Here is a 19922-nt window from a genome sequence, read left to right as displayed (position 1 = left end):
GGATGACCCAGAAAGGTGTGCGGGGGCGATGCAAGAGTTCGAGGGCTTTTCCACGGCGATGGCCGTGCTGGCCAGTGCCGCGGGGTGCGGCCTGTTGATGGGGATCGAGCGTGAGCGGCGCAAGGGGGATGGGCCGGATCGGGCGCTGGCCGGCGTACGCTCGTTCACGCTGGCCTCCCTCAGCGGCGCAGCCGCCGCACTGGCCGCGATGCCCGCATTGGTCGTGTTGGGAGCGGCCTTCGTGGCTGCCCTGGCGGTGGTGGCCTACGCGCGTGACCGCTCCGGCGACCCGGGGGTCACCACCGAGATCGCCTTGCTGCTGGCCTACCTGATCGGGGTGACATGCGCGCGCGACCAACTGCTGGCCGCCGCGCTGGCGGTGGTGGTGACGGCACTGCTGGCGCTGCGCGATGCCTTGCACCAGTTCTCCAACCAGTGGCTCCAGCCCGGCGAAGTGCGCAGCGGGCTGGTGTTGGCCGCGCTGGCCTTGCTGGTGTATCCGCTCGCGCCCGATGCGCCACTGTGGCATGGCGTGCTGAACCCGAAGGTGGTGGTCCGGCTGGTCATCGTGCTGCTGGTGATCCAGTCGCTCGCGCACCTGGCCCGGCGTCTCATGCAGGCGCGCCACGCAGTGGCGCTCTCGGCCGTGGCTTCGGGATTCGTGTCGAGCACGGCCACCATCGGGAGCCTGGGCATGGAGGTGCGGGCAGGACATGCAACGGCGCGCGCCCACGCGGGGGCGGCGGTGCTGTCGTGCGTGGCCACCATGGTCCAGATTGTCGTGGTGGCGGCGACAGTGCAGCCTCAGTGGATCACCCGGCTGTGGCTGCCTGCGCTGGCCGGCGGCTGCGTGGCGGCGGCATTGGGCTGGTGGGGCGTGGGGCTCGGGTCGGCCCGCCAGGACGCCGGTCAGGGGCTGCGGGAGCCGATGCATTTGCCGCCCGACACGCCCATGTTCAAGCTGCGCGACGCCTTGCTGATCGCCGCGCTTCTCACGGGTATCCAGGTGGGGGTGCACCTGCTGACGGCCTGGCAGGGCGACGCCGGCATGCTCGCCGGCGCCCTGTTGGCGGCCCTGGCCGATGTGCATGCGGCCACCGCGGCGGTGCTGGTACAGGGCGAGCCGCAAAGTCCGTCGGGGCCCGCCATCGCTTCGGCACTGATGGCCGCGCTGCTGGTGCATGCCGGCAGCAAGTGTGCGGTGGCGCTGGCCAGTGGCGGGTGGCGCTACGCGCTGGCCGTGGCGCCGGGCGTCCTTGCACACACCTTGGCTTTTGCGGGGGTGCTGGCCCTGCAGTGATGAGGGTTGCCGCGGGCGGACCCGGATAATCGGCCGATGACTTCCAAAGAAACCCCCGCCAGCACCGCGTTCAGCACGCTGGCCCTGAGCCCCGCCATGCTGGCCAATCTGCAGCAGCTGGGCTACACGCAAATGACGCCCATCCAGGCGGCCAGCCTGCCGCCCGCCTTGCTGGGCAAGGACCTGATCGCCCAGGCCAGCACCGGCAGCGGCAAGACGGCCGCGTTTGCGCTGGCCCTGCTGGCCAACCTCAACCCCCGCCGGTTTGCGGTGCAGGCCCTGGTGCTGTGCCCCACGCGCGAGCTGGCCGACCAGGTGAGCACCGAGATCCGCCGCCTGGCGCGCGCTGAGGAGAACATCAAGGTCGTGACCCTGTGCGGCGGCGTGCCGCTGCGCGGCCAGATGCTGAGCCTGGAACACGGCGCGCACATCGTGGTGGGTACGCCTGGCCGCGTGATGGACCACCTGGAGCGCCAGCACCTGACGCTGGAAGCGCTCAACACCCTGGTGCTGGACGAAGCCGACCGCATGCTGGACATGGGCTTCTTCGACGACATCGTGACCGTGGCGCGCCAGTGCCCCAAGGAGCGCCAGACCCTGCTGTTCTCGGCCACTTACCCCGAAGGCATTGCCAAGCTCAGTGCGCAGTTCATGAAGAACCCGCAGCAGATCACCGTGCAGGCGCAGCATGCCGAAGGCAAGATCGAGCAGCGCTGGTACGAGGTGAAGAACAGCGAACGCCTGCATGTGGTGTCGCAACTGCTCAACCACTTCCGTCCGGATTCGTCCATTGCGTTCTGCAACACCAAGCAGCAGTGCCGCGATCTCGTGGGCGTGCTGCAGGCCCAGGGTTTCAGCGCGCTCGCGCTGTTTGGCGAGCTGGAGCAGCGCGAGCGCGACCAGGTGCTGGTGCAGTTTGCCAACAAGAGCTGCTCGGTGCTGGTGGCCACCGACGTGGCCGCGCGGGGTCTCGACATTGCCAACCTGGCCGCCGTGATCAACGTGGACGTGACGCCCGACCCCGAAGTGCACATCCACCGCATCGGCCGCACCGGCCGGGGCGATGCCGAGGGCCTGGCGCTGAACCTGGCCAGCATGGACGAGATGGGCCACGTGGGCAAGATCGAGCAGTTGCAGGGCCGCGAGTCGCGCTGGTTCCCGATCACCGAACTCAAGCCCACCGGCAGCGGCCCGCTGGTGCCGCCCATGGTCACCCTCCAGATCATCGGCGGCCGCAAGGAGAAGATCCGCGCCGGCGACGTGCTGGGCGCGCTGACTGGCGACATGGGCTACACCCGCGAGCAGGTGGGCAAGATCAATGTGAACGACTTCTCCACCTACGTGGCGGTGGATCGCGCGATTGGCGCCCAGGCCGTGCAGCGGCTCAACAGCGGGCGCGTCAAGGGCAAGAGCGTGAAGGCCCGACTGGTGACGGGCTATCAGGAGTTTGAATGAAATTGGGCTCCAACGCTTACTTGAAAAGCGCTGGTAGCTATTAATTGTGTAGCGTATATCGGATTGGCGAAGCGTAATCCGGCGCCCTCGCAAAAACTCCAAGAGTCACCGCCCCGCCGCGCCCGCAGCCTCCAGCATCCGCACCATCTCGCGAAAGCCCCGCTGGCGCGCCAGCTGCAGCGGCGTATTGCCTTGCCGGTCAGTCAGCGCGGTGCTCGCCCCCGCCTTCAAGAGTGCCTGCAGCGTGGCCTGGTGGCGGGGCCCGCCGTTGCCCAGCACGATGGATTCGATGAGCGCCGTCCAGTGCAGGTTGTTCACATGGTCCAGCGGCGCCCCGGCGGCGATCAGCTGCCGCACAACGCCGTCGTGCCCCAGGTGGGCAGCGGCGATCAGGGCCGTGCCGTCGTAGCGGCTGGTCACCTGTTTGGCGCTGGCGCCCAGCTGCAGCAGCAGGCGCAGCGTGGCCTCGTCGTCGGCCACGGCGGCGATGGTCACTGCGTCGTAACGGTCGTTCTCCAGCGCATTCAGGTCGGCACCAGCCTGGGCAAGGGCGCGGATGGCATCGGCCTGCCGGGCAAAGGTGGCGACATGCAGCGGCGTGCGGCCGTAGCCATCGCGCGCGTTCACGTCGGCCCGTGCCGCGATCAGTTTGGAGATTGCGGGCACATCGCCCCGCGCCGCAGCCGCATGCAGGCCCTGGTAGGCCGCAGTTTCTGCCGCCGTAGGCGGCACCTGGGCCTGGGCCGGGGTGGCACAGGCCAGTGCGGCGGCCAGGGCGAATGCTAGGTTCCAGGGCTTCATGGGGGCCTCCGATGGCGTGGGTTGCGGGTGAGGGCGCGGGTGGCGGCTGCGCGCGATCAATTACTTCAGCAGTTCAGCGACCTTGGCGATACCCGCCGCGGCGCACTGCTCGTCCAGATGGCCGCCGGGCGCACCGCCCACGCCCACGGCGCCAATCACCTCGTTGCCCACCTTCACGGGCACGCCGCCGCCCAGCAGCAGGTAGCCGGGGATGTTGACAAGGTTGGCCGCTGCGGGGTTCTTCTGTGCGCCTTCCATCATGGCCAGCGTGGTGTTCTTGGCCGATGCCGAGGTGTAGGCCTTGAGGCGGCTGGCTTCCAGCGTGTGCGGGCCGGCGTTGTCGGCGCGCTGCACGGCGCGCACGGTGCCGGCGCGGTCCACCACGGTGGCGGTCACGGCATAGCCGTTGGCGGTGCAGGTGGCCACGGTTTGGGCGGCGATCTGCGTGGCCAGGTCCAGCGACATGTTCTTTTCGGTGCGCACGCCTTCGGCGCTGGCGGCGGTGGCGATCAGGGACAGGGTGAGGGCGGCGACGGTAGCGAGGCGGTTTTGCATGGTGTTCTCCGGTGTTTCTGGTTCGGTGCCACCCGTTGTGGCGCCGTGGGAGAACTGTAGAAATTGCCGGTGTTTTGGAACATTCGTGCGGCTACGCGAACGGCTCCGTAGAACTACTGAATCGACGCATCCCCCGGAGGCGCTGCGCGCCTTCCCCCTTCTCTCGCCCCGCTGCGCGGGCCGGGAAGAGGGACGCCGCCAGTGCCTGCACGTTGATTTGGCGGCCCTTGCAAGGCGGCCGCTGGCGAAACCGCGGCTTTACGCGCCAGGGACGGAATCCACCAGCGCCGCATATCGCCGGATCAGCTGCGCCAGCGACTCCGCCCCCAGCTTGCCAAACAGGTTGGCGCGGTGGGTTTCCACCGTGCGCGGCGAGAGTTCGAGCGCCCGGCCGATCTCCTTGTTGGTCAACCCTTCGACGATCAGGCCCAGCACCTCGCGCTCGCGGGCCGAGAGCTGCGCGTAGCGCTCGCGCGCCTGCTGGTCGGCCTGGTGGCGCTCGCGCGAGCGCACAAGCTGGCGCACGGCGTTCTGCAGGGCTTCGATCAGCACCTCGTCGTCCACCGGCTTTTCCAGGAACTCGGCGGCGCCGGTCTTGAAGGCGCGGCGGCACATCTCCACTGTGCCGTGGCCAGTAAGCAGGATCACGGGCTGGTCCACGCCCTGCGCCAGCAGTTGCTCCAGCACGGTGAGGCCGCTGGTGCCTGGCATGCGCACGTCCAGCACGATGGCGCCGATGCTGACGCGGTCGAACCCGGCCAAGAACGACTGCGGGTCGGCCCAGGTCTGCACGCGCAGGCCCACGGTGCCGATCAGGAGGCCCAGGCTGTCCCGCACGGCGGCGTCGTCGTCCACGAGGTGGATCAAAGGCGAGAGGGAAGGGGCGGCGGTGTCGGTCATGGCCGGGTGGGGGTGGTGAAGGACGTGGCGGTGGGAGCAGCGGGCGCCGTGGGAAGGGTCAGCACAAACTCCGCGCCCCGGCCTTGTGAACCCGGGGCCTCGGGCGCCAGCGCCAAGTGGGCGCCCATCGCCTGGGCCAGGCTTTCGCACAGCGTAAGGCCCAGGCCCAGCCCGCCGCGGCGGGTGGTGAAGAACGGCTCGAACAGGCGCTGGCGCGCCTCGGGCGGGATGCCGGGGCCGTCGTCGCGCACCGAGAGCGCCACGTGCGCGGCGTCCGGAAGCGACAGGCCAATGCGCAGGCGGCGCTCGGCGGGCGGCATCTGCTCCAGCGCCTGCAAGGCGTTGGTCAGCAGGTTGTGCAGGATCTGCTGCAGCGCCACGGGCTCGGCCAGCACGGGCGGCAGGTCGGGGACGGCGGCATCCACTTCCACGGCCACGCCGTGCTGCGCCAGGTCAGGCTGCAGCAGGCGCAGGGCATCCTGCACCACGGCGGGCAGCGGCAGGGGCTGCACCTGGCCGCCCAGGTCGGGACGCTCCACCAGGCGGCGCAGGCGGCCCACCACGGCCGAGGCGCGGCGCGCCTGCTCCACAGCGCGCGCGAGGGCGGACTGGGCGGTGCCGAGATCGGGCGGGTCATCGTCCAGCAGGCGCTGCGCGGCCTGGGTGCTGGACAGCAGCGCGGTCAGCGGCTGGTTCAGCTCGTGCGCCATGCCGGCCGCGAGTTCGCCCAGCGTGTTCAGCCGCGCCACCTGGCCCAGGCGCAGCAGTTCCTCTGCCCGCTGGCGTGCGGCGCGCTGGCGCCACAGGGCATGGCCCGCGGCCCACAGCCCGGCCGTGAGCACGCACCAGCCCAGCATGCCCCACCAGGGCAGCTCGCTCAGGCCCACGCTGCGCAGCGCCACCACCTCCAGCGGCTGGCTGGCGGCGGCCAGCTGCTTGTGAAAGTCATAAGAGCGGAGCCGGCTGGCGCCAGCGTCGTCGCCTGCGCGGCCGGGCTGCACCACAAAGGCCTTGCCGCCGTGCTCCAGCGTCACGCGAACGGGGCTGCGGTCCCGGTCCATGGGCCACTCCTCGGCCGGGATGGTGGCGCGCAGGTCGATCTGCAGCGCATAGCTGGCGGGCGTGCCGGCCAGCACCAGGTGGTAGCGGCCCGCGGGCAGGTCCAGTGCCGCCATGGCCGCATGGCCGGTGCGGCGCGAAGCGGCCTCGGCGGCCGACAGCTCGGCCTGCAGCGGGACGGGCCATGGGTCCTGCCCAGTGCGCTGCAGCACGGCCAGGATCTGCGGGTACACCGAGGGCAGGCGGGGCAGGGGAGCCGCAGAAGCGGCATCGCCAGCAGCGGCGCCGGGCTGCAGCAGCGCCAGGGTGGCCATGATGGCGTCGTGCTGCACCACGCGCTGGCTCAGCAGCCGGTGCACGATGCGCGCGTCGGTCTCGAAAGCGGCGTGCAATTGCTGCAGCCGCGTGGCAGCCAGCCCGAGCGCCCCCGCGCACGCCACCACTGCCCACAGCAGCAGGCTGGCGAGCGGGGGCGGAAAACGGCGATGGCGCCAGGCCGGAGGCATGCGCGGATTCTGGCATGGGCGCGCAGCCGCTGATGTGGAGAAAGCCCCGCTTAAGATGGCGCTGGTGTAATGGCCGGCCTGTTTTCTGCTCCGGTCCATGCCTTTGCCCATGCCCTCCACCCCATCCGCCGCCCATCCCTGGCTTTCGCCGCGCAACCTGCTCTGGGCCTCGGTGGCCGTGGCGGTGGTGACCATCGCGCTCAAGACGCTGGCTTGGGTGGTCACGGGTTCGGTGGGCTTGCTGTCCGACGCCATGGAGTCGTTCGTGAACCTGGCCAGCGCCATGTTCGCCCTGGCCATGGTCACCGTGGCGCAGCGCCCGGCCGACGATGACCATCCTTACGGCCACCACAAGGCCGAGTACTTTTCTTCGGGCTTCGAAGGCATCCTCATCGTGGGCGTTTCGGCGGGCATCCTGTGGGCCGCCGGCCACCGCCTGGTGGACCCGCAGCCGCTCGAGCAGGTGGGCTGGGGCCTGGGCCTGTCCGTCCTCAGCTCCGCCCTCAACGGGCTGCTGGCCTGGGTGATGTTCCGTTCGGCACGGGAGCACCGCTCCATTGCGCTGGAGGCCGACGCGCGCCACCTGGTCACCGACGTGTGGACCTCAGCCGGCGTGCTCGTAGGCATCGCCGGGGCAGCCCTTACCGGCTGGCTCTGGCTGGACGCGCTGGCGGCCATCGCAGTGGCGCTCAACATCCTGAAGGAGGGCGTGGAGCTGGTCTGGCGCTCTTCGCAAGGCTTGATGGACGCCGCCGTGGAGCCTGAAGTGCAAGCCGCCATCGACACCACGCTGCAGCAGTTCGTGCAGGCCCAGCCGCCGGGCGCGCTGCGCTTTGACCATGTGTCCACTCGCCGCGCGGGCCAGCGCCAGTTCGTGGACATGCACCTGCACATGCCCGCGCACTGGACGTTGCGCCATGCCGCCGAACTGCGCGGCCAGGTGGAGCGCGCCCTGATGGCCGCCGTGCCCGGCCTGCGCGCCACCATCGAGCTGCTGCCCACCGACGTGGAGGCGCATTTTGACGACCCGAAGGATGAATTGAAGTGATCAGCGTATTGCAGCGCGTGCGCGAGGCGCGCGTGGAGGTGGAAGGACAGACCGTGGGCGCCATCGGCGCGGGCCTGCTGGTACTGGTGTGCGCGGAGCGCGGCGACACCGAAGCCGAGGCCGACAAGCTGCTGGCCAAGATCCTGAAGCTGCGCATCTTTTCGGACGCTGCCGGCAAGATGAATCAGAGCGTGCAGGACGTGGACGGCCGCGGAACCTGCGGAGGCATTCTGCTGGTGAGCCAGTTCACCCTCGCCGCGGACACCACGGGCGGCAACCGCCCGAGTTTTACCAACGCTGCACCACCCGCGGAAGGCCAGCGCCTGTACGAATACCTGGTGGCCCAGGCGCGCAAGGTGCACCCGGATGTGGCCACGGGCCGGTTCGCGGCGGACATGCAGGTGCACCTGGTCAACGACGGACCGGTGACGATCCCGCTGCGGATGGCGCCTGTGCCGGCGGCAGCGGCGGCTGGCTGAACGCGTGACCTCGGTTCGGCCCGCAGCCGGCCGTGGGGTTGTCCGCGCGGCGACGGCGCGCGGGCAGCAAATTCTGTAGGCTCGGGCACGCGCGTTCCGTTCTTCTGCTCTTTTTTCTTCTGATGCGGCGCGCGCTCCGCCGTCCACCCGCCGCGCGCCCCCTGCCAGCCCTGCTTCACCCGTGACCCAAACCGCCCCCGCTGTCCTGCCTGATCCGCCCTCGCCACCCCGCGCCTTGTGGGTGATGTACCTGTGCCTGCTGTCGGCCTTTGCGCTGAGCCAGGCCTACCGCTCCGTCACCAGCATCATCGCCGCGGGGCTGCAGGCGGACTTTGGCATTTCGCCAGACTCGCTGGGCGCGTTTGCAGGCCTGTTTGGCCTGTCGTTTGGCGTGACCCAGCTCCTCATGGGCATCGGCATGGACCTGTACGGCCTGCGCCGCACGGTGCTAGTGGCTTTTCCGTTGGCGGGGCTGGGGGCCGCGGTATCGGCCCTTGCGCCCAGCTATGGCTGGCTGATGCTGGGCCAGCTGCTGATCGGTGTGGGCTGCTCTCCGGCGTTCCTGGCTTGCACCGTCTTCGTTGCGCGCCACTTTCCTGCGCAGCGCTTCGCCTTTTTCTCGGGCGTGGGCATGGGGGTGGGCGGGTTGGGGCTGTTGTTCACCGGCACACCGCTGGCCTGGATGGTGCAGCACGGCGGCTGGCGTGCGGGGTTCGCGGTTCTGGCGGTGTTGTCGCTTCTGTCGTGGCTGCTGATTTTTCTGCGTGTGCACGAGCCCGCATTGGCGCAAGCACCCCAGGGTCCGCGCGAGTCGTGGGCGCAGGCGGCGCGCCGGTTTGGCAGTTTGCTCAAGGTGCCGCACACCTGGGGCATCCTGATTCTGGGCATGACCTGCTACGCCGCCTTCCTGACCCTGCGCGGCCTGTGGCTTGGGCCCCTGCTGATGGGGCGGTATGGTTTTTCGCTCATCGACAGCGGCAACGTGGCCCTGGTGCTGTCGATGCTCGCGCTGTTCGTGCCCGCCGCGTTTGGCCGCATGGACCCCGGGCCTACACGGCGGCGGCGCTGGATCACCCACTTCTCCCTGCTCATGGGCAGCCTGTTTCTGCTGCTGGCCTTCTGGCACCACGCCACTGCCAACGTGGTGCTGATCTTCCTCATGGGGCTGCTGTCGGGCTACGGCGTGCTGCAGTACGCGGACGTGCGCTCGTCCTATCCACCCGAGATGACGGGCCGCGCGCTGTCGCTGTACACCATGTCCATGTTCCTGGGCGTGGCGCTGATGCAATCGCTCACGGGCCTGTTGGCCGCGTGGGCGCAGCGGCAGGGCGTTGAGCCCTACCAGGCGGTCATGGTGTGCATCGCCTGCATGTTGGCGGCGGCATCGACGGCGTTTCGATGGCTGCCGCGGTCGCCGCTGCTGGGGCGCAAAGCCTGAGGCCTGCGGGGCGGGTCGGATCGCACCGGGCGGGCAGTGGGCAGTTATGAATGATAAAAAAATGATAGCTGCCAGCGCTTGATGGATAAGCGCTGGAGCCAATTTTGATGCATGAGCGCTGGGCGGCCGACTCTACTGGCGCCAGAAAAACAGCGCCGCCATCACCAGCCCTGTCAGTACGATCCCGCCGCGCAGCCAGTCGGCCGGGATGCGCCGCGCCACGCGCGCTCCCCCATAGCCGCCCGCTGTGGCTGCCAAGGCCATCATCAGCGCCTGCGGCCATAGCACCACGCCGCCCGCTGCATAGATGGCCACCGCAATGGCGGTGAGCAGGGCCGACACCCAGTTCTTGAGGCCATTCATGGCATTGAGCTGCGTTTGCCCCAGCAGGCCAAACAGCGCCAGCAGCAAGATGCCCAGCCCCCCGTTGAAGTAGCCGCCGTACGCGGCCACCGCCAGCACCCCTGCGGTGGCCTTGGCGGTGGACGGCTTGCCGCCCGCCAGCATCCGGCGCAGCTGCGGCCCAAACGCAAACAGCGCCGTGGCCGCCAGCAGCAGCCAGGGCACCACGCGGCGGAAGGTGGCGTCGGGCGTGACCAGCAGCAACGCCGCCCCCGCCGCGCCACCGATGAGCGACAGCACCACCAAGAGGCGCATCGACAGGCCCGGCGGCGGGGCGGTGTCCTCGCGAAAACCCCAGGCCCCGGCGATGTAGCCCGGCAGCAGCGCCACGGTGCCGGTGGCATTGGCCACGACAGGGGGCACGCCGGTGAACACAAGGGCGGGCAGTGTCAGAAAGCTGCCGCCGCCAGCGACAGCGTTCAGGGCGCCGGCCACGAAGGCGGCGGCCAGCAGCAGGGCGGTTTCGAACAGCAGCATGTCTCCTCGCCGGTCAGGTGGACCGGGCCGTTGTGATCATTGGGTTGATCTTAGGTGGAGAAACTGCGGCTTTTGGGTTGAATTGAGTGGATGAAAGGCGAAAGTGATTTGCGCGATGCCCTGGTGCGCGAGTCAGGCCGCATACGGGTCCGCAAACCCCAGCTCTTGCAAGATGGCCGTTTCATAGGCTTCCATCTCCTGAGCATCCGCTTCGCTGGTCTCGTGGTCCCACCCCTGCGCGTGCAGCGTGCCATGGACCAGCATGTGGGCGTAGTGCTCTTCCAGGGTCTTGTTCTGCTCTTTCGCCTCGCGCTCGATCACGGGGGCGCACAGCACCAGATCGGCGGTCACCACCGGCTCCTGGGTGTAGTCGAAGGTGAGCACGTTGGTCGCGTAGTCCTTCTTACGGTACTCGCGGTTGAGCTCCCGGCCCTCGTCGGTGCCGACGATGCGCACGGTGATCTCGGCGTCGGTGGCCAGGGCATGGCGGATCCAGCGCGTGACCTTGTGGCGGGGTAGCGCTGCCCGATGGGCGGCCGCGCCATCGAACTGGCCGAACTGCAGCGACAGGGAGAGTTGGTTCAGGGGCATGGGGGTGTTCTGGGCTGCTGGCGCTTGATGGGAAAGCGTAAGCAGCTATCAAATTAGGAGTATGGGCGGGCCTAGTCGCGCGCCCGTGCCGCCGGGGCGCGGCGCGGCGCGTCGTACGCATCCACAATGCGCGCCACCAGCGGGTGGCGCACCACATCGGCGCTGGTGAACCGGGTGATCGAGATGCCCTTCACCCGCTTGAGAACGCGCTCGGCGTCGATCAGCCCGCTCAGCGCGCCCTTGGGCAGGTCGATCTGGCTCACGTCGCCGGTCACCACGGCCTTGGCGCCAAAGCCGATGCGGGTGAGGAACATCTTCATCTGCTCCGGCGTGGTGTTCTGCGCCTCGTCGAGGATGACGAACGCGTTGTTCAGCGTGCGCCCGCGCATGAAGGCCAGCGGCGCGATCTCGATCGCGTTGCGCTCGAAGGCTTTTTGCACCTTGTCATAGCCCATCAGCTCGTACAGCGCGTCGTACAGCGGGCGCAGATAGGGGTCCACCTTCTGCGCCAGGTCGCCGGGCAGGAAGCCCAGGCGCTCGCCCGCTTCGACGGCCGGGCGGGTGAGCACGATGCGCTGCACGGCGCTCCTCTCCAGCGCATCCACGGCGCTGGCCACCGCCAGATAGGTCTTGCCGGTGCCCGCCGGGCCGATGCCGAAGGTGATGTCGTGCGTGGCGATGTTCTGCAGGTACAGGGCCTGCGTGGGGGTGCGGCCGCGCAGGTCGGCCCGGCGCGTGTTCAGCACGATGGCGTCGTCGGGCGCCTCCAGCAGCTCGGTATCGCCGGCCAGCATGAGTTGCAGGTGGTCCTCGGGAATGGGGTGGTCGGCCATCTCATACAGGGCCTGCAGCAGTTCCATGGCCTGCGTCGCCTTGGCCTTGGGGCCATCCACCTTGAACTGCTCGTGCCGGTGCGCAATGCTCACCTCCAGGGCCACCTCGATGGTGCGCAGATGGACATCGGCCGGCCCGCACAGGTGGGTGAGCCGGGTGTTGTTGTGGGGGATGAAAGTGTGGCGCAGGATCACGCGGATAATTCCCGTCAGGCTGCCGAAATCACGGCACGAACGATGGCGCTGCCGTGGGTGCGGCCGCCAGCAAAGGACATCAATGATAGGCAAGTTGACCGGCACGCTGCTGGAGAAGAACCCCCCCGAGGTGCTGGTGGACTGCCACGGCGTCGGCTACGAGGTGTATGTGCCCATGAGCACGTTCTACAACCTTCCCGCCCTGGGAGAGCGTGTGAGCCTGTTGACGCAGTTCATTGTGCGCGAGGACGCGCAATTGCTGTATGGTTTTGCCACCGCGCCGGAGCGCCAGGCGTTCCGCGAACTGATCAAGATCTCAGGCGTGGGGCCGCGCACGGCGCTGTCCATCCTGTCGGGCATGGGCGTGGCGGACCTCGCCCAGGCGGTTTCGCTGCAGGAGGCGGGGCGCCTGGTCAAGGTGCCGGGCATCGGCAAGAAGACGGCCGAGCGGCTGCTGCTGGAGCTCAAGGGCAAGCTCGGGGCCGACATCGGCGCGGTGCGCGGCGGGGCCACCAGCGACGCGCAGGCGGATATCCTTCAGGCCCTGCTGGCCTTGGGGTACAACGACAAGGAGGCCGCGGCAGCGCTCAAGGCGCTGCCTGCGGATGTGGGAGTGAGTGACGGGATCAAGCTGGCGCTGAAGTCGCTGGCCCGGTAATGGATCGAAACAGAGGGAGTCCTGAATGACGTATCACGCTTCAATGAAATTGGCCGGCCTCTTCATGGCGGTGGCGATGACCGCCTGTGGCGGCGGCGGTGGCAGTGAAAACACGGTAACGCCGGCACCTACGCCCGCACCTGCACCTGCCCCTGCGCCCGAGCCCACGCCGCCCGCACCCGCGCCTGCGCCTGCTCCGGCCCCCGCGCCCGCGCCGAGCCCGGGAAACACCGAGCGGATCGAGCCCCTCGACACGGGCGTGCCCAAATCGGCGGCCGACACCGCCGCCAAGTCGACTGCGCGCGCAGCCACCGTGCCCGCCGCGTCCGTACGCCTGGGGCCGCTGGACAACGCGCAGGCCCTGGTCAAGAAGGCCACGCAGGCACCGCTGACCAAAGGCGATCCCCAGCAGATCGGCGTGTCCCGCCCCGTCAGCGCCACGGCCAAGCCGCGCGACCTGATGGGCCAGCTCCAATGGCAGCCCGTGGGCGGTGGCTTGCAGCGTGCCGCCATCAGCTTCACGGCCGACGGTGCCCAGGGCGTGCGCCTGGGGGTGCTGGTGCGCCAGCTGCCGGCCGGCACCGTGCTGCGCTTCTACGCCCAGGCGGGCGGCGAAGTGGTGCAGGTGACGGGCGAAGAGGTGCTGCGCACCATCCAGCGCAACCTGGATGCGGGCGACAAGGGCGATGCTGCGCGCACCTACTGGGGTCCGGATTTTGGTGGTGCTGAAACCACGCTGGAGCTGCAGACGCCCGTGGCCGCGCGGCTGGAAGAGCTGGACATCGCGGTGCCTACCCTCTCGCACTTCTTCATCTCGCCCGACCAGGCCACCGCTGCGGCCTCCTTCTCCAAGGTGGGCGAAGCGGGCACCTGCAACATCGATGTCTCCTGCAAGCCCGAACTCAGCGCCGAAAGCCGCTCCGTCGCCCGCATGATCTTCGTGATCGAAGGCGGCAGCTACCTGTGCAGCGGCACCCTGCTCAACGACAGCCAGTCGAGCAAGGCCCCCCACTTCCTGTCGGCGCACCACTGCATTTCAACCCAGACTGTGGCGTCCTCGCTCACCACCGACTGGTTCTACCGCTCCACAGCGTGCAACAGCGGCGCCGTGAACGCGGGCACGCAACGGGTGGCGGGCGGTGCCCAGCTCCTGTTTGCGGACTCGCAGACCGACACCTCCTTCATGCGCCTGAACAGCCCCGCGCCCCAGGGCAGCGTGTTTGCCGGCAGCTACTTTGGCTCCGTCACGCCCGAGGTCCCCGTGGTGGGCATCCACCACCCGCGTGGCGACCTGCAAAAGACCAGCGCGGGCTCGGTGCTGCAGTTCAGCCACTGCAGCAACGAGCAGTGCTTCCCCGCCACGCAGCAGGATGGCGGTTTCTACACCGTGAGCTGGAATTCGGGCACCACCGAAGGCGGCAGCAGCGGCTCGGGCCTGTTCTTAACCATCGGCTCTACCCGCTATCTGGTCGGCACGCTGTATGGCGGCTCGTCCAGCTGCCAGGCGCCTACCGGTCGGGACCATTACGGCCGCTTCGACCGGCCGTTCAAGTCCGCCCTCAAGACGTGGCTGATGCCCGGCTCCTGAGGCGCGGGCCGGTGAGTGCATACGCAGCAATACGATGACCATCCAGACCGACGACTTCGCACCAGCACCCGCCAAACGCGTCATCTCCGCCAACCCGGCCTCGCCGCAGGAAGAGGCCATTGAACGCGCCCTGCGCCCAAAGCTCCTGCAGGAGTACGTGGGCCAGGCCAAGGCGCGCGAGCAGCTGGAGATCTTCATCGGCGCGGCGAGGAAGCGTGAAGAGGCGCTGGACCACGTGTTGCTGTTCGGCCCGCCGGGCCTGGGCAAGACCACGCTCAGCCACATCATTGCGGCCGAGCTGGGCGTCAACCTGCGCCAGACCAGCGGCCCGGTGCTGGAAAAGCCCAAGGACCTGGCGGCGCTGCTGACCAACCTGGAAAAGAACGACGTTCTTTTCATCGACGAGATCCACCGCCTCTCGCCCGTGGTCGAGGAAATCCTCTACCCCGCGCTGGAGGACTACCAGATCGACATCATGATCGGCGAAGGGCCCGCCGCGCGCAGCATCAAGCTCGACCTGCAACCCTTCACCCTGGTGGGCGCCACCACGCGTGCCGGCATGCTCACCAATCCGTTGCGCGACCGCTTCGGCATCGTCGCGCGGCTGGAGTTCTATACCTCCGAAGAACTCGCGCGCATCGTTCAGCGCAGCGCCGGCCTGCTCAATGCCCCCATGGATGAAGATGGCGGCTTCGAGATCGCCCGCCGTTCGCGCGGCACGCCGCGCATTGCCAACCGGCTGCTGCGCCGCGTGCGCGACTACGCCGAGGTCAAGGGCAACGGCCGCATCACCAAGCCCATTGCCGACAAGGCGCTGGCCATGCTCGACGTGGACCCGCAGGGCTTCGACGTGATGGACCGCAAGCTGCTCGAAGCCGTGATCCACCGCTTTGACGGCGGCCCCGTGGGGCTGGACAACATCGCCGCCAGCATTGGCGAAGAGGCCGGCACCATCGAAGACGTGATCGAGCCCTACCTCATCCAGCAGGGCTTTTTGCAGCGCACGCCGCGCGGGCGCATTGCCACGCTGGCGGCGTTCCGGCACCTGGGCGTGGCCCCGCCCAGCGCGGGTGCGCCGGGGCTGTTCGGGGCCTGACGGCCCGTCGTTGCTGCGCGGGGCACGGCAATGGCGCGAAACCCACGGCGGGCTGGCCGGCGCCGCAGGCCGCTGCGTGCGGCACAGCGCGCCACATCGCAAGTTGATGCCCAAGCGCTCCAGGGCCTGAGTCCCTTCCAGTGGACCGTGCAGCAGGCGGGGCTGATCCTCGCGCTGGCCAGTCTGGTCTCCCATGCCGTGGTCACCCTTTGCCTGGGCGTTGCGCCGGTTTTTCTGGGCGTACCCGTTAGTCTGGTGGGCTTTCCCGCGCTGGCATGGCTGGCGGCGGACGCTGTCTGGGCCTGGGCGTTGGGGTGCACCATCCGCCGCCGCTGGGGGCCCCTGCGCGTGGTGCCGGCGGACCCGCGATCGGCCTGGCGCTATGGGATCGGCGCGTGCCTCGCGGCCACCGCCGTGGCACTGGCCATTGCCGGCGCCTGGCAACCGATGTGGCCGGGGCTGGCGGCGTCGGCGCCGTGGCTGCTGTGGCCCGTGCAGGCGGCCCTGCCGGCGTGCCTGCCGCTGGCGCGCGAGCCTTTCTCGGGGTTCCTCATCGCAGCGGCGTTTGCGACGCTGATGGTGAGCGTGGGCGCTCTCAAGCTCCTGGGCCTGCCGCGGGTGTTCCTGATCCTGCTGGCCGCGTGCCTGGCGGCGTTTGCCGCGTTGGCCTGGGGCGAATCCTGCGTGCGGTTTGCCGGTGCACGGTCGCTGGCGGGCGTGACTCTGCCCGCGCTGCGAGCCGAGGCCCTGGCGGCGCCTGCCGACTTCGATGCCTGGGTCTGGGCGCTGTGGTGGACGGGCGTCTTGCTGTGGCTGGCCGCTGCCATGGCGGCTGCGGGCATCTTTCACCTGCCGCGTGCCGCGCTGCTGGCCTTCCAGCAGCAGCGTTGAGCCCGCGCTACCCCGTCAGGCCGCGGCCGCCACCTGGGGCGCGGCCAGGGGTGCCGCGGCGCGAGGCGCCTTCTGCCCCAGAAGCCAGCCGCCAACAATCAGCGCCTGCGCCGCGTAGTACGTGCCCAGCACCGCCACCTGTGCCCAGGGCAGCGGCTGAACGAAGCGGTTCGTGGCCAGCAGCGCATCACTGAGCATGAAGAACCCCGCGCCGACGGCCACCAGCCGCGACGGCGCATCGCGCAATTCCGAGGCCCGGCCCATGGCCTGGGCCGCCATCAAGGCGATCACCAGCACATATGCCGCCACTGGCGCGCGCAGCGCAAGCGGCAGCCCCCCCACCCACAAGAACGTGTACATGGCCGCGCCAATCCCCAGCGTGCCCAGCAGTGCGCCCCGGTGTGCAAACCACCGCTGCCCGCTTTTGAACAGCGCCACGTAGAACAGGTGCGCCACCAGAAAACTCACCAGGCCCGCGATAAAAAAGCCCTGGAACATGAGGAACACATCCCCCGCCAGCGACCCGGCCAGCGCGGCCGCCAGACACATGAACGCCCTAGAGTCCAATCGGCCTCTGGCGCTTTCTGAATATGCGCTGGCAGCTACCAAAACAAGAGCAAAAACCATCGTCAACGGCTTGAACAGCCAGTGCCAGGCCGTGAATCCCAGTGCGCTGGTGGCCGTGGCCAGCGCCGCGCTTTGCAGCATCAGCGCCATCAGCATGCCGATGCGGCCCTGCATCACCGCGCCCAAGGCCCACTGGCTGACCAGCAGCACACCAAACCACACGGCGTTGTGCGCCAGCGGCGCCGCGTCGGCCTGCCACAGAAAAACCGTCACCCCGGCCAGCAGCAGCGCGAACTGCGCCAGCGCAAACCACAGCACCGGGCGCGTCATCGGCGGCTGGTAGCGCTGCATCTGCGCCATGCTGAAAGCCGGTTTGGGAAAGCGCGCGGCGACATCGGCCGGCCGCCAGCCGGGCGGCTTGAGCCAGACCCTGAGCTTGTCCGCCCAGCTGCGGGCGTGCCAGCTGTCATGCGCCAGCCCCGCATACACCTGCGCATTGGCCCACAGCGGATCCCAGCTGTTGAGCAGCCCGCGCGTGCCGTAAACGCAGCGGTCGTCCGGGTTTTCATCCTGGAAGGTGCCGAAGAGGCGGTCCCACACGATCAGGATGCCGCCGTAGTTCTTGTCCAGGTACGCATCGTTCACGGCATGGTGCACGCGGTGGTTGCTGGGGCTGCAGAACCACCGGTCAAACCACGCCCAGCGCCCCTGCAGGCGCGGCACGTGCTCGGTGTGCACCCAGAACTGGTAGAGCAAATCGACAAGCCCCACCACCGCAAACACCAGCGGCGGCACCCCCGCCAGCGCCATCGGCACGTAGAAGATCCAGCCCAGCAGCGCCCCCGAACTCGTCTGACGCAGCGCGGTGCTGAGGTTGTAGTCCTGGCTCTGGTGGTGCACCGCATGTGCCGCCCACAGCACAGCCGACTCATGCCCCATGCGGTGCAGCCAGTAGTAGCAGAAGTCGTAGAACAGCAGCGCCAGCAGCCAGCCAGGCACACTGGTCCAGAACGCGTCATTGCGCCACAGCGCCACATGCTCGAACAACGCGGTGTAAATGCCGATGCGCAAGAGCCGCGTGAACACGGCGCTGGTCTGGCTGAGCATCCCCAGGCTGATGCTGCTCACCGCATCGGCCAGCCGGTAGGTGTTGCGCTGGCGCCGCCAGCCTACCGCCAGTTCGATGGCGATCAGCAGCAGGAAAACGGGGGTGGCAAGGACGATGATCTGGCTGGGGCTCATGGGCGGCACCGGAATGTCCGCCGATTCTTGTCCCAATCAGGTCAGCGCACCCCTGGCATCAACCCGGATGATCCGCTCCACCACGCCTTCGAGCAGTCCGCCGCGCACGCCGATCAAGAAGTCGTACAGGTTCACCGTGGGGTCGCAGTGGCCGGGAATCAGCCACAGCATGTGGCCCAGGCTGGGCAGGCGGGCTTCGGGGGCGTCGGCGTAGAGCAGGCCGTGCTCGTCACCCCCGTTGGCGTAGCGCAAGGTGCGCTCGGGCGGCAGCAGGGCGACCTGGGGCAGGCCGGAGTCGATGGCGTGGCTCTTGTGGCCTGCGTCGCACACGGCGTGGGTGTCGCGCACCGACACCACCTGGGTCTTGACGAACAACGCGTGTTCGAACGCGGGCTGCGCTGGCTCGCGCTCGTTGCGCGCGTAGTCTGCGTCCATGAAAAGGAACGAGCCGGCCTGCAGTTCGCCGAACACGCCGCTGGCGGCTTCGTGCACCAGCGTGCCGGTGCCCGAGCCGGTGATCAGGGGCACGGTGAGGCCTTCGGCCTCGATGAGCTGGCGTGTGTGGTGGGCCGCGTTCACCACCTGCGCGATGGCTTCCTTGCGGCCCACACTGCTGGCCAGGTGCTGGGCGCGGCCGTGGTAGGCCTGCAGGCCCGCGAAGCGCAGGCGGGGAGTGCGCGACACCGCCAGCGCGAGCGGCACGGCGGCTTCGCCGGGCGGTACACCGCAGCGGCCCTGGCCGACGTCGATCTCCACCAGCACATCGATGCCGGCATCGCTGCCGTGTTGCGCCATGGCTTCGGCCAGGCGCTCGATGCCGTCGGCGTGGTCCACGGCCACGCCCAGCCGGCCGCCGCGTGCGGCCAGCCGTGCGGCCAGCCGTGCCACGCGGTACAGCTTGGGCATGGCGATGACCTGGTTGGTGATGGTGATGTCATCCACGCCGCCCGCGGCCAGCGCCTCGGCCTCGGACACCTTCTGCACGCACACACCCTGCGCGCCCGCGCGCTGCAACTGCAGGGCCAGCTCGGCGCTCTTGTGCAGCTTGGCGTGGGGACGCCAGCGCACCTGGTGCTTGCGGGCGAAGTCCGCCATGCGCTGGATGTTGCGCTCCATGGCGTCCAGGTCCACCACGAGGGCGGGAGTATCGATCTGGTCCACGCGTTGGCCGATGGTGGATTGCAGGAGCTCAGGAATGGGCTTCATCGCGCAGGGTGGTGTTGTTGTCGTTTTCGAGGTGCTGGGTGTCCGCCCAGCCGATCAGGGTCAGTCCGTCGGGTGTCCACAGCAGGCGGTTGATGGCGGCATTGGACAGCTGCCAGGTGCGTGGCGCCTGGATGTCCTGGCGGGTGGCCAGGCGATACAGCACGTCGAGCACGCCGCCGTGCGCCACCATCACCACCTGCTCGCCCACATGCTGCTGCGCCAGCGTGGCCACCGTGCGTTCGATGCGCTCGCGCAGGGTGACCAGCGACTCGCCGCCCTCGGGCGCGTAGTGCGGGTCGCGCTTGCGCCAGCGCAGCGCATCTTCGGGCAGCTCGGCTTCGATCTCGGCGAACGTGCGGCCCTGGAAGTGGCCGAAGCTGCGCTCGCGCAGGCCAGGCTCGGCCGTCAGCGGGGCGCCGGTGGCGCGCGCCACGGCCTGGGCGGTGGCGTGGGCGCGCTGCAGGTCGCTGGTGTAGATGGCCGCGATGGGCTCGCCCGCCAGGGCCTGCGCCACCCGGGCGGCCTGCCACAGGCCGGTGTCGTTGAGCGGAATGTCCAGATGGCCCTGGATGCGGGTATCGACGTTCCAGGCGGTTTCGCCGTGGCGGATGGCAACGATGCGGGTGGCGTGCATG

Annotated in this window: 19 protein-coding genes; 9 read left to right on the top strand and 10 right to left on the bottom strand. The window is 69.1% G+C overall.

What is annotated here, in order from left to right:
- The first annotated feature begins 28 nt into the window (after window positions 1–28).
- Complete coding sequence (locus tag MRY84_RS18645; RefSeq protein ID WP_291507189.1) at window positions 29–1300, top strand: DUF4010 domain-containing protein; 1272 nt, start codon at window positions 29–31, stop codon at window positions 1298–1300.
- A 36-nt stretch (window positions 1301–1336) separates the two neighbouring features.
- Entirely contained in the window at window positions 1337–2755 is a 1419-nt protein-coding gene (gene dbpA / locus MRY84_RS18640; RefSeq protein WP_291507188.1) for an ATP-dependent RNA helicase DbpA, read from the top strand.
- Window positions 2756–2860: 105 nt separating this feature from the next.
- Here dbpA and MRY84_RS18635 read toward each other — a convergent pair whose 3' ends face one another.
- The 4 genes from MRY84_RS18635 to MRY84_RS18620 form a co-directional block, all read right to left on the bottom strand.
- Entirely contained in the window at window positions 2861–3556 is a 696-nt protein-coding gene (locus MRY84_RS18635) for an ankyrin repeat domain-containing protein (protein ID WP_291507187.1), read from the bottom strand.
- Window positions 3557–3616: 60 nt separating this feature from the next.
- Complete coding sequence (locus tag MRY84_RS18630; RefSeq protein ID WP_291507186.1) at window positions 3617–4111, bottom strand: heme-binding protein; 495 nt, start codon at window positions 4109–4111, stop codon at window positions 3617–3619.
- A gap of 258 nt (window positions 4112–4369) precedes the next feature.
- Window positions 4370–5011 (bottom strand): response regulator, encoded by a 642-nt coding sequence (locus tag MRY84_RS18625; RefSeq protein ID WP_291507185.1) that lies wholly within the window; start codon window positions 5009–5011, stop codon window positions 4370–4372.
- Window positions 5008–6576 (bottom strand): ATP-binding protein, encoded by a 1569-nt coding sequence (locus tag MRY84_RS18620; RefSeq protein ID WP_291507184.1) that lies wholly within the window; start codon window positions 6574–6576, stop codon window positions 5008–5010. Before MRY84_RS18620 ends, MRY84_RS18625 begins: the two co-directional genes overlap by 4 nt.
- Window positions 6577–6685: 109 nt before the next feature.
- Here MRY84_RS18620 and MRY84_RS18615 point away from each other — a divergent pair, with 109 nt between their 5' ends.
- The 3 genes from MRY84_RS18615 to MRY84_RS18605 all read left to right on the top strand — a co-directional run bounded on the left by MRY84_RS18615 (window position 6686) and on the right by MRY84_RS18605 (window position 9541).
- Window positions 6686–7624 carry a cation diffusion facilitator family transporter gene (locus MRY84_RS18615; RefSeq protein WP_291507183.1) on the top strand — a complete coding sequence of 313 codons (939 nt, stop codon included), beginning with the start codon at window positions 6686–6688 and terminating at the stop codon, window positions 7622–7624.
- Window positions 7621–8103 (top strand): D-aminoacyl-tRNA deacylase, encoded by a 483-nt coding sequence (dtd, locus tag MRY84_RS18610; RefSeq protein ID WP_291507182.1) that lies wholly within the window; start codon window positions 7621–7623, stop codon window positions 8101–8103. The genes MRY84_RS18615 and dtd overlap by 4 nt, the downstream gene beginning before the upstream one ends.
- Before the next feature lie 181 nt (window positions 8104–8284).
- Window positions 8285–9541, top strand: a complete 1257-nt coding sequence (locus MRY84_RS18605; RefSeq protein ID WP_291507181.1) for an MFS transporter — start codon at window positions 8285–8287, stop codon at window positions 9539–9541.
- Between the two features lie 132 nt (window positions 9542–9673).
- Here the strand turns inward: MRY84_RS18605 and MRY84_RS18600 are convergent, their stop codons facing one another.
- The 3 genes from MRY84_RS18600 to MRY84_RS18590 all read right to left on the bottom strand — a co-directional run bounded on the left by MRY84_RS18600 (window position 9674) and on the right by MRY84_RS18590 (window position 12039).
- The gene (locus MRY84_RS18600; protein WP_291507203.1) at window positions 9674–10414 is read right to left on the bottom strand and encodes a sulfite exporter TauE/SafE family protein; all 741 of its coding nucleotides are present in this window, start codon (window positions 10412–10414) and stop codon (window positions 9674–9676) included.
- 138 nt (window positions 10415–10552) lie between these two features.
- Window positions 10553–11011 (bottom strand): rRNA maturation RNase YbeY, encoded by a 459-nt coding sequence (ybeY, locus tag MRY84_RS18595; protein ID WP_291507180.1) that lies wholly within the window; start codon window positions 11009–11011, stop codon window positions 10553–10555.
- A 71-nt stretch (window positions 11012–11082) separates the two neighbouring features.
- Complete coding sequence (locus tag MRY84_RS18590; RefSeq protein WP_291507179.1) at window positions 11083–12039, bottom strand: PhoH family protein; 957 nt, start codon at window positions 12037–12039, stop codon at window positions 11083–11085.
- Between the two features lie 82 nt (window positions 12040–12121).
- Between MRY84_RS18590 and ruvA the strand changes: the two genes are divergently transcribed.
- Genes ruvA through MRY84_RS18570 form a run of 4 tightly spaced genes read left to right on the top strand, consistent with a single transcriptional unit; the run spans window position 12122 to window position 16272 of the window.
- Entirely contained in the window at window positions 12122–12697 is a 576-nt protein-coding gene (gene ruvA, locus MRY84_RS18585) for a Holliday junction branch migration protein RuvA (RefSeq protein ID WP_291507178.1), read from the top strand.
- Window positions 12698–12740: 43 nt separating this feature from the next.
- On the top strand, window positions 12741–14285 hold the full coding sequence (locus MRY84_RS18580) for an endoproteinase ArgC (protein WP_291507177.1): 1545 nt from the start codon (window positions 12741–12743) through the stop codon (window positions 14283–14285).
- 34 nt (window positions 14286–14319) lie between these two features.
- A complete protein-coding gene (gene ruvB, locus MRY84_RS18575; protein WP_291507176.1) occupies window positions 14320–15381 on the top strand; it encodes a Holliday junction branch migration DNA helicase RuvB in 1062 nt (353 codons plus the stop codon).
- Between the two features lie 30 nt (window positions 15382–15411).
- Complete coding sequence (locus MRY84_RS18570; protein ID WP_291507175.1) at window positions 15412–16272, top strand: hypothetical protein; 861 nt, start codon at window positions 15412–15414, stop codon at window positions 16270–16272.
- 15 nt (window positions 16273–16287) lie between these two features.
- On the opposite strand, the gene MRY84_RS18565 is transcribed toward MRY84_RS18570, so the two are convergent.
- Genes MRY84_RS18565 through MRY84_RS18555 form a run of 3 tightly spaced genes read right to left on the bottom strand, consistent with a single transcriptional unit; the run spans window position 16288 to window position 19921 of the window.
- Window positions 16288–18081: a lysoplasmalogenase family protein gene (locus MRY84_RS18565; protein ID WP_291507174.1), complete on the bottom strand. Its 1794-nt coding sequence runs from the start codon at window positions 18079–18081 to the stop codon at window positions 16288–16290.
- A 36-nt stretch (window positions 18082–18117) separates the two neighbouring features.
- Window positions 18118–19287, bottom strand: a complete 1170-nt coding sequence (locus MRY84_RS18560; protein WP_291507173.1) for a DSD1 family PLP-dependent enzyme — start codon at window positions 19285–19287, stop codon at window positions 18118–18120.
- Window positions 19271–19921, bottom strand: a complete 651-nt coding sequence (locus MRY84_RS18555) for a histidine phosphatase family protein (RefSeq protein ID WP_142148769.1) — start codon at window positions 19919–19921, stop codon at window positions 19271–19273. The genes MRY84_RS18560 and MRY84_RS18555 overlap by 17 nt, the downstream gene beginning before the upstream one ends.
- Between the last annotated feature and the right edge of the window lies 1 nt (window position 19922).

Source organism: Acidovorax sp. (assembly GCF_022763525.1).
Classification (GTDB): Bacteria; Pseudomonadota; Gammaproteobacteria; order Burkholderiales; family Burkholderiaceae_C; genus Acidovorax.
The sequence above is the reverse complement of the archived record's forward strand: the minus strand, read 5'-3'. Positions and strand labels throughout refer to the sequence as shown.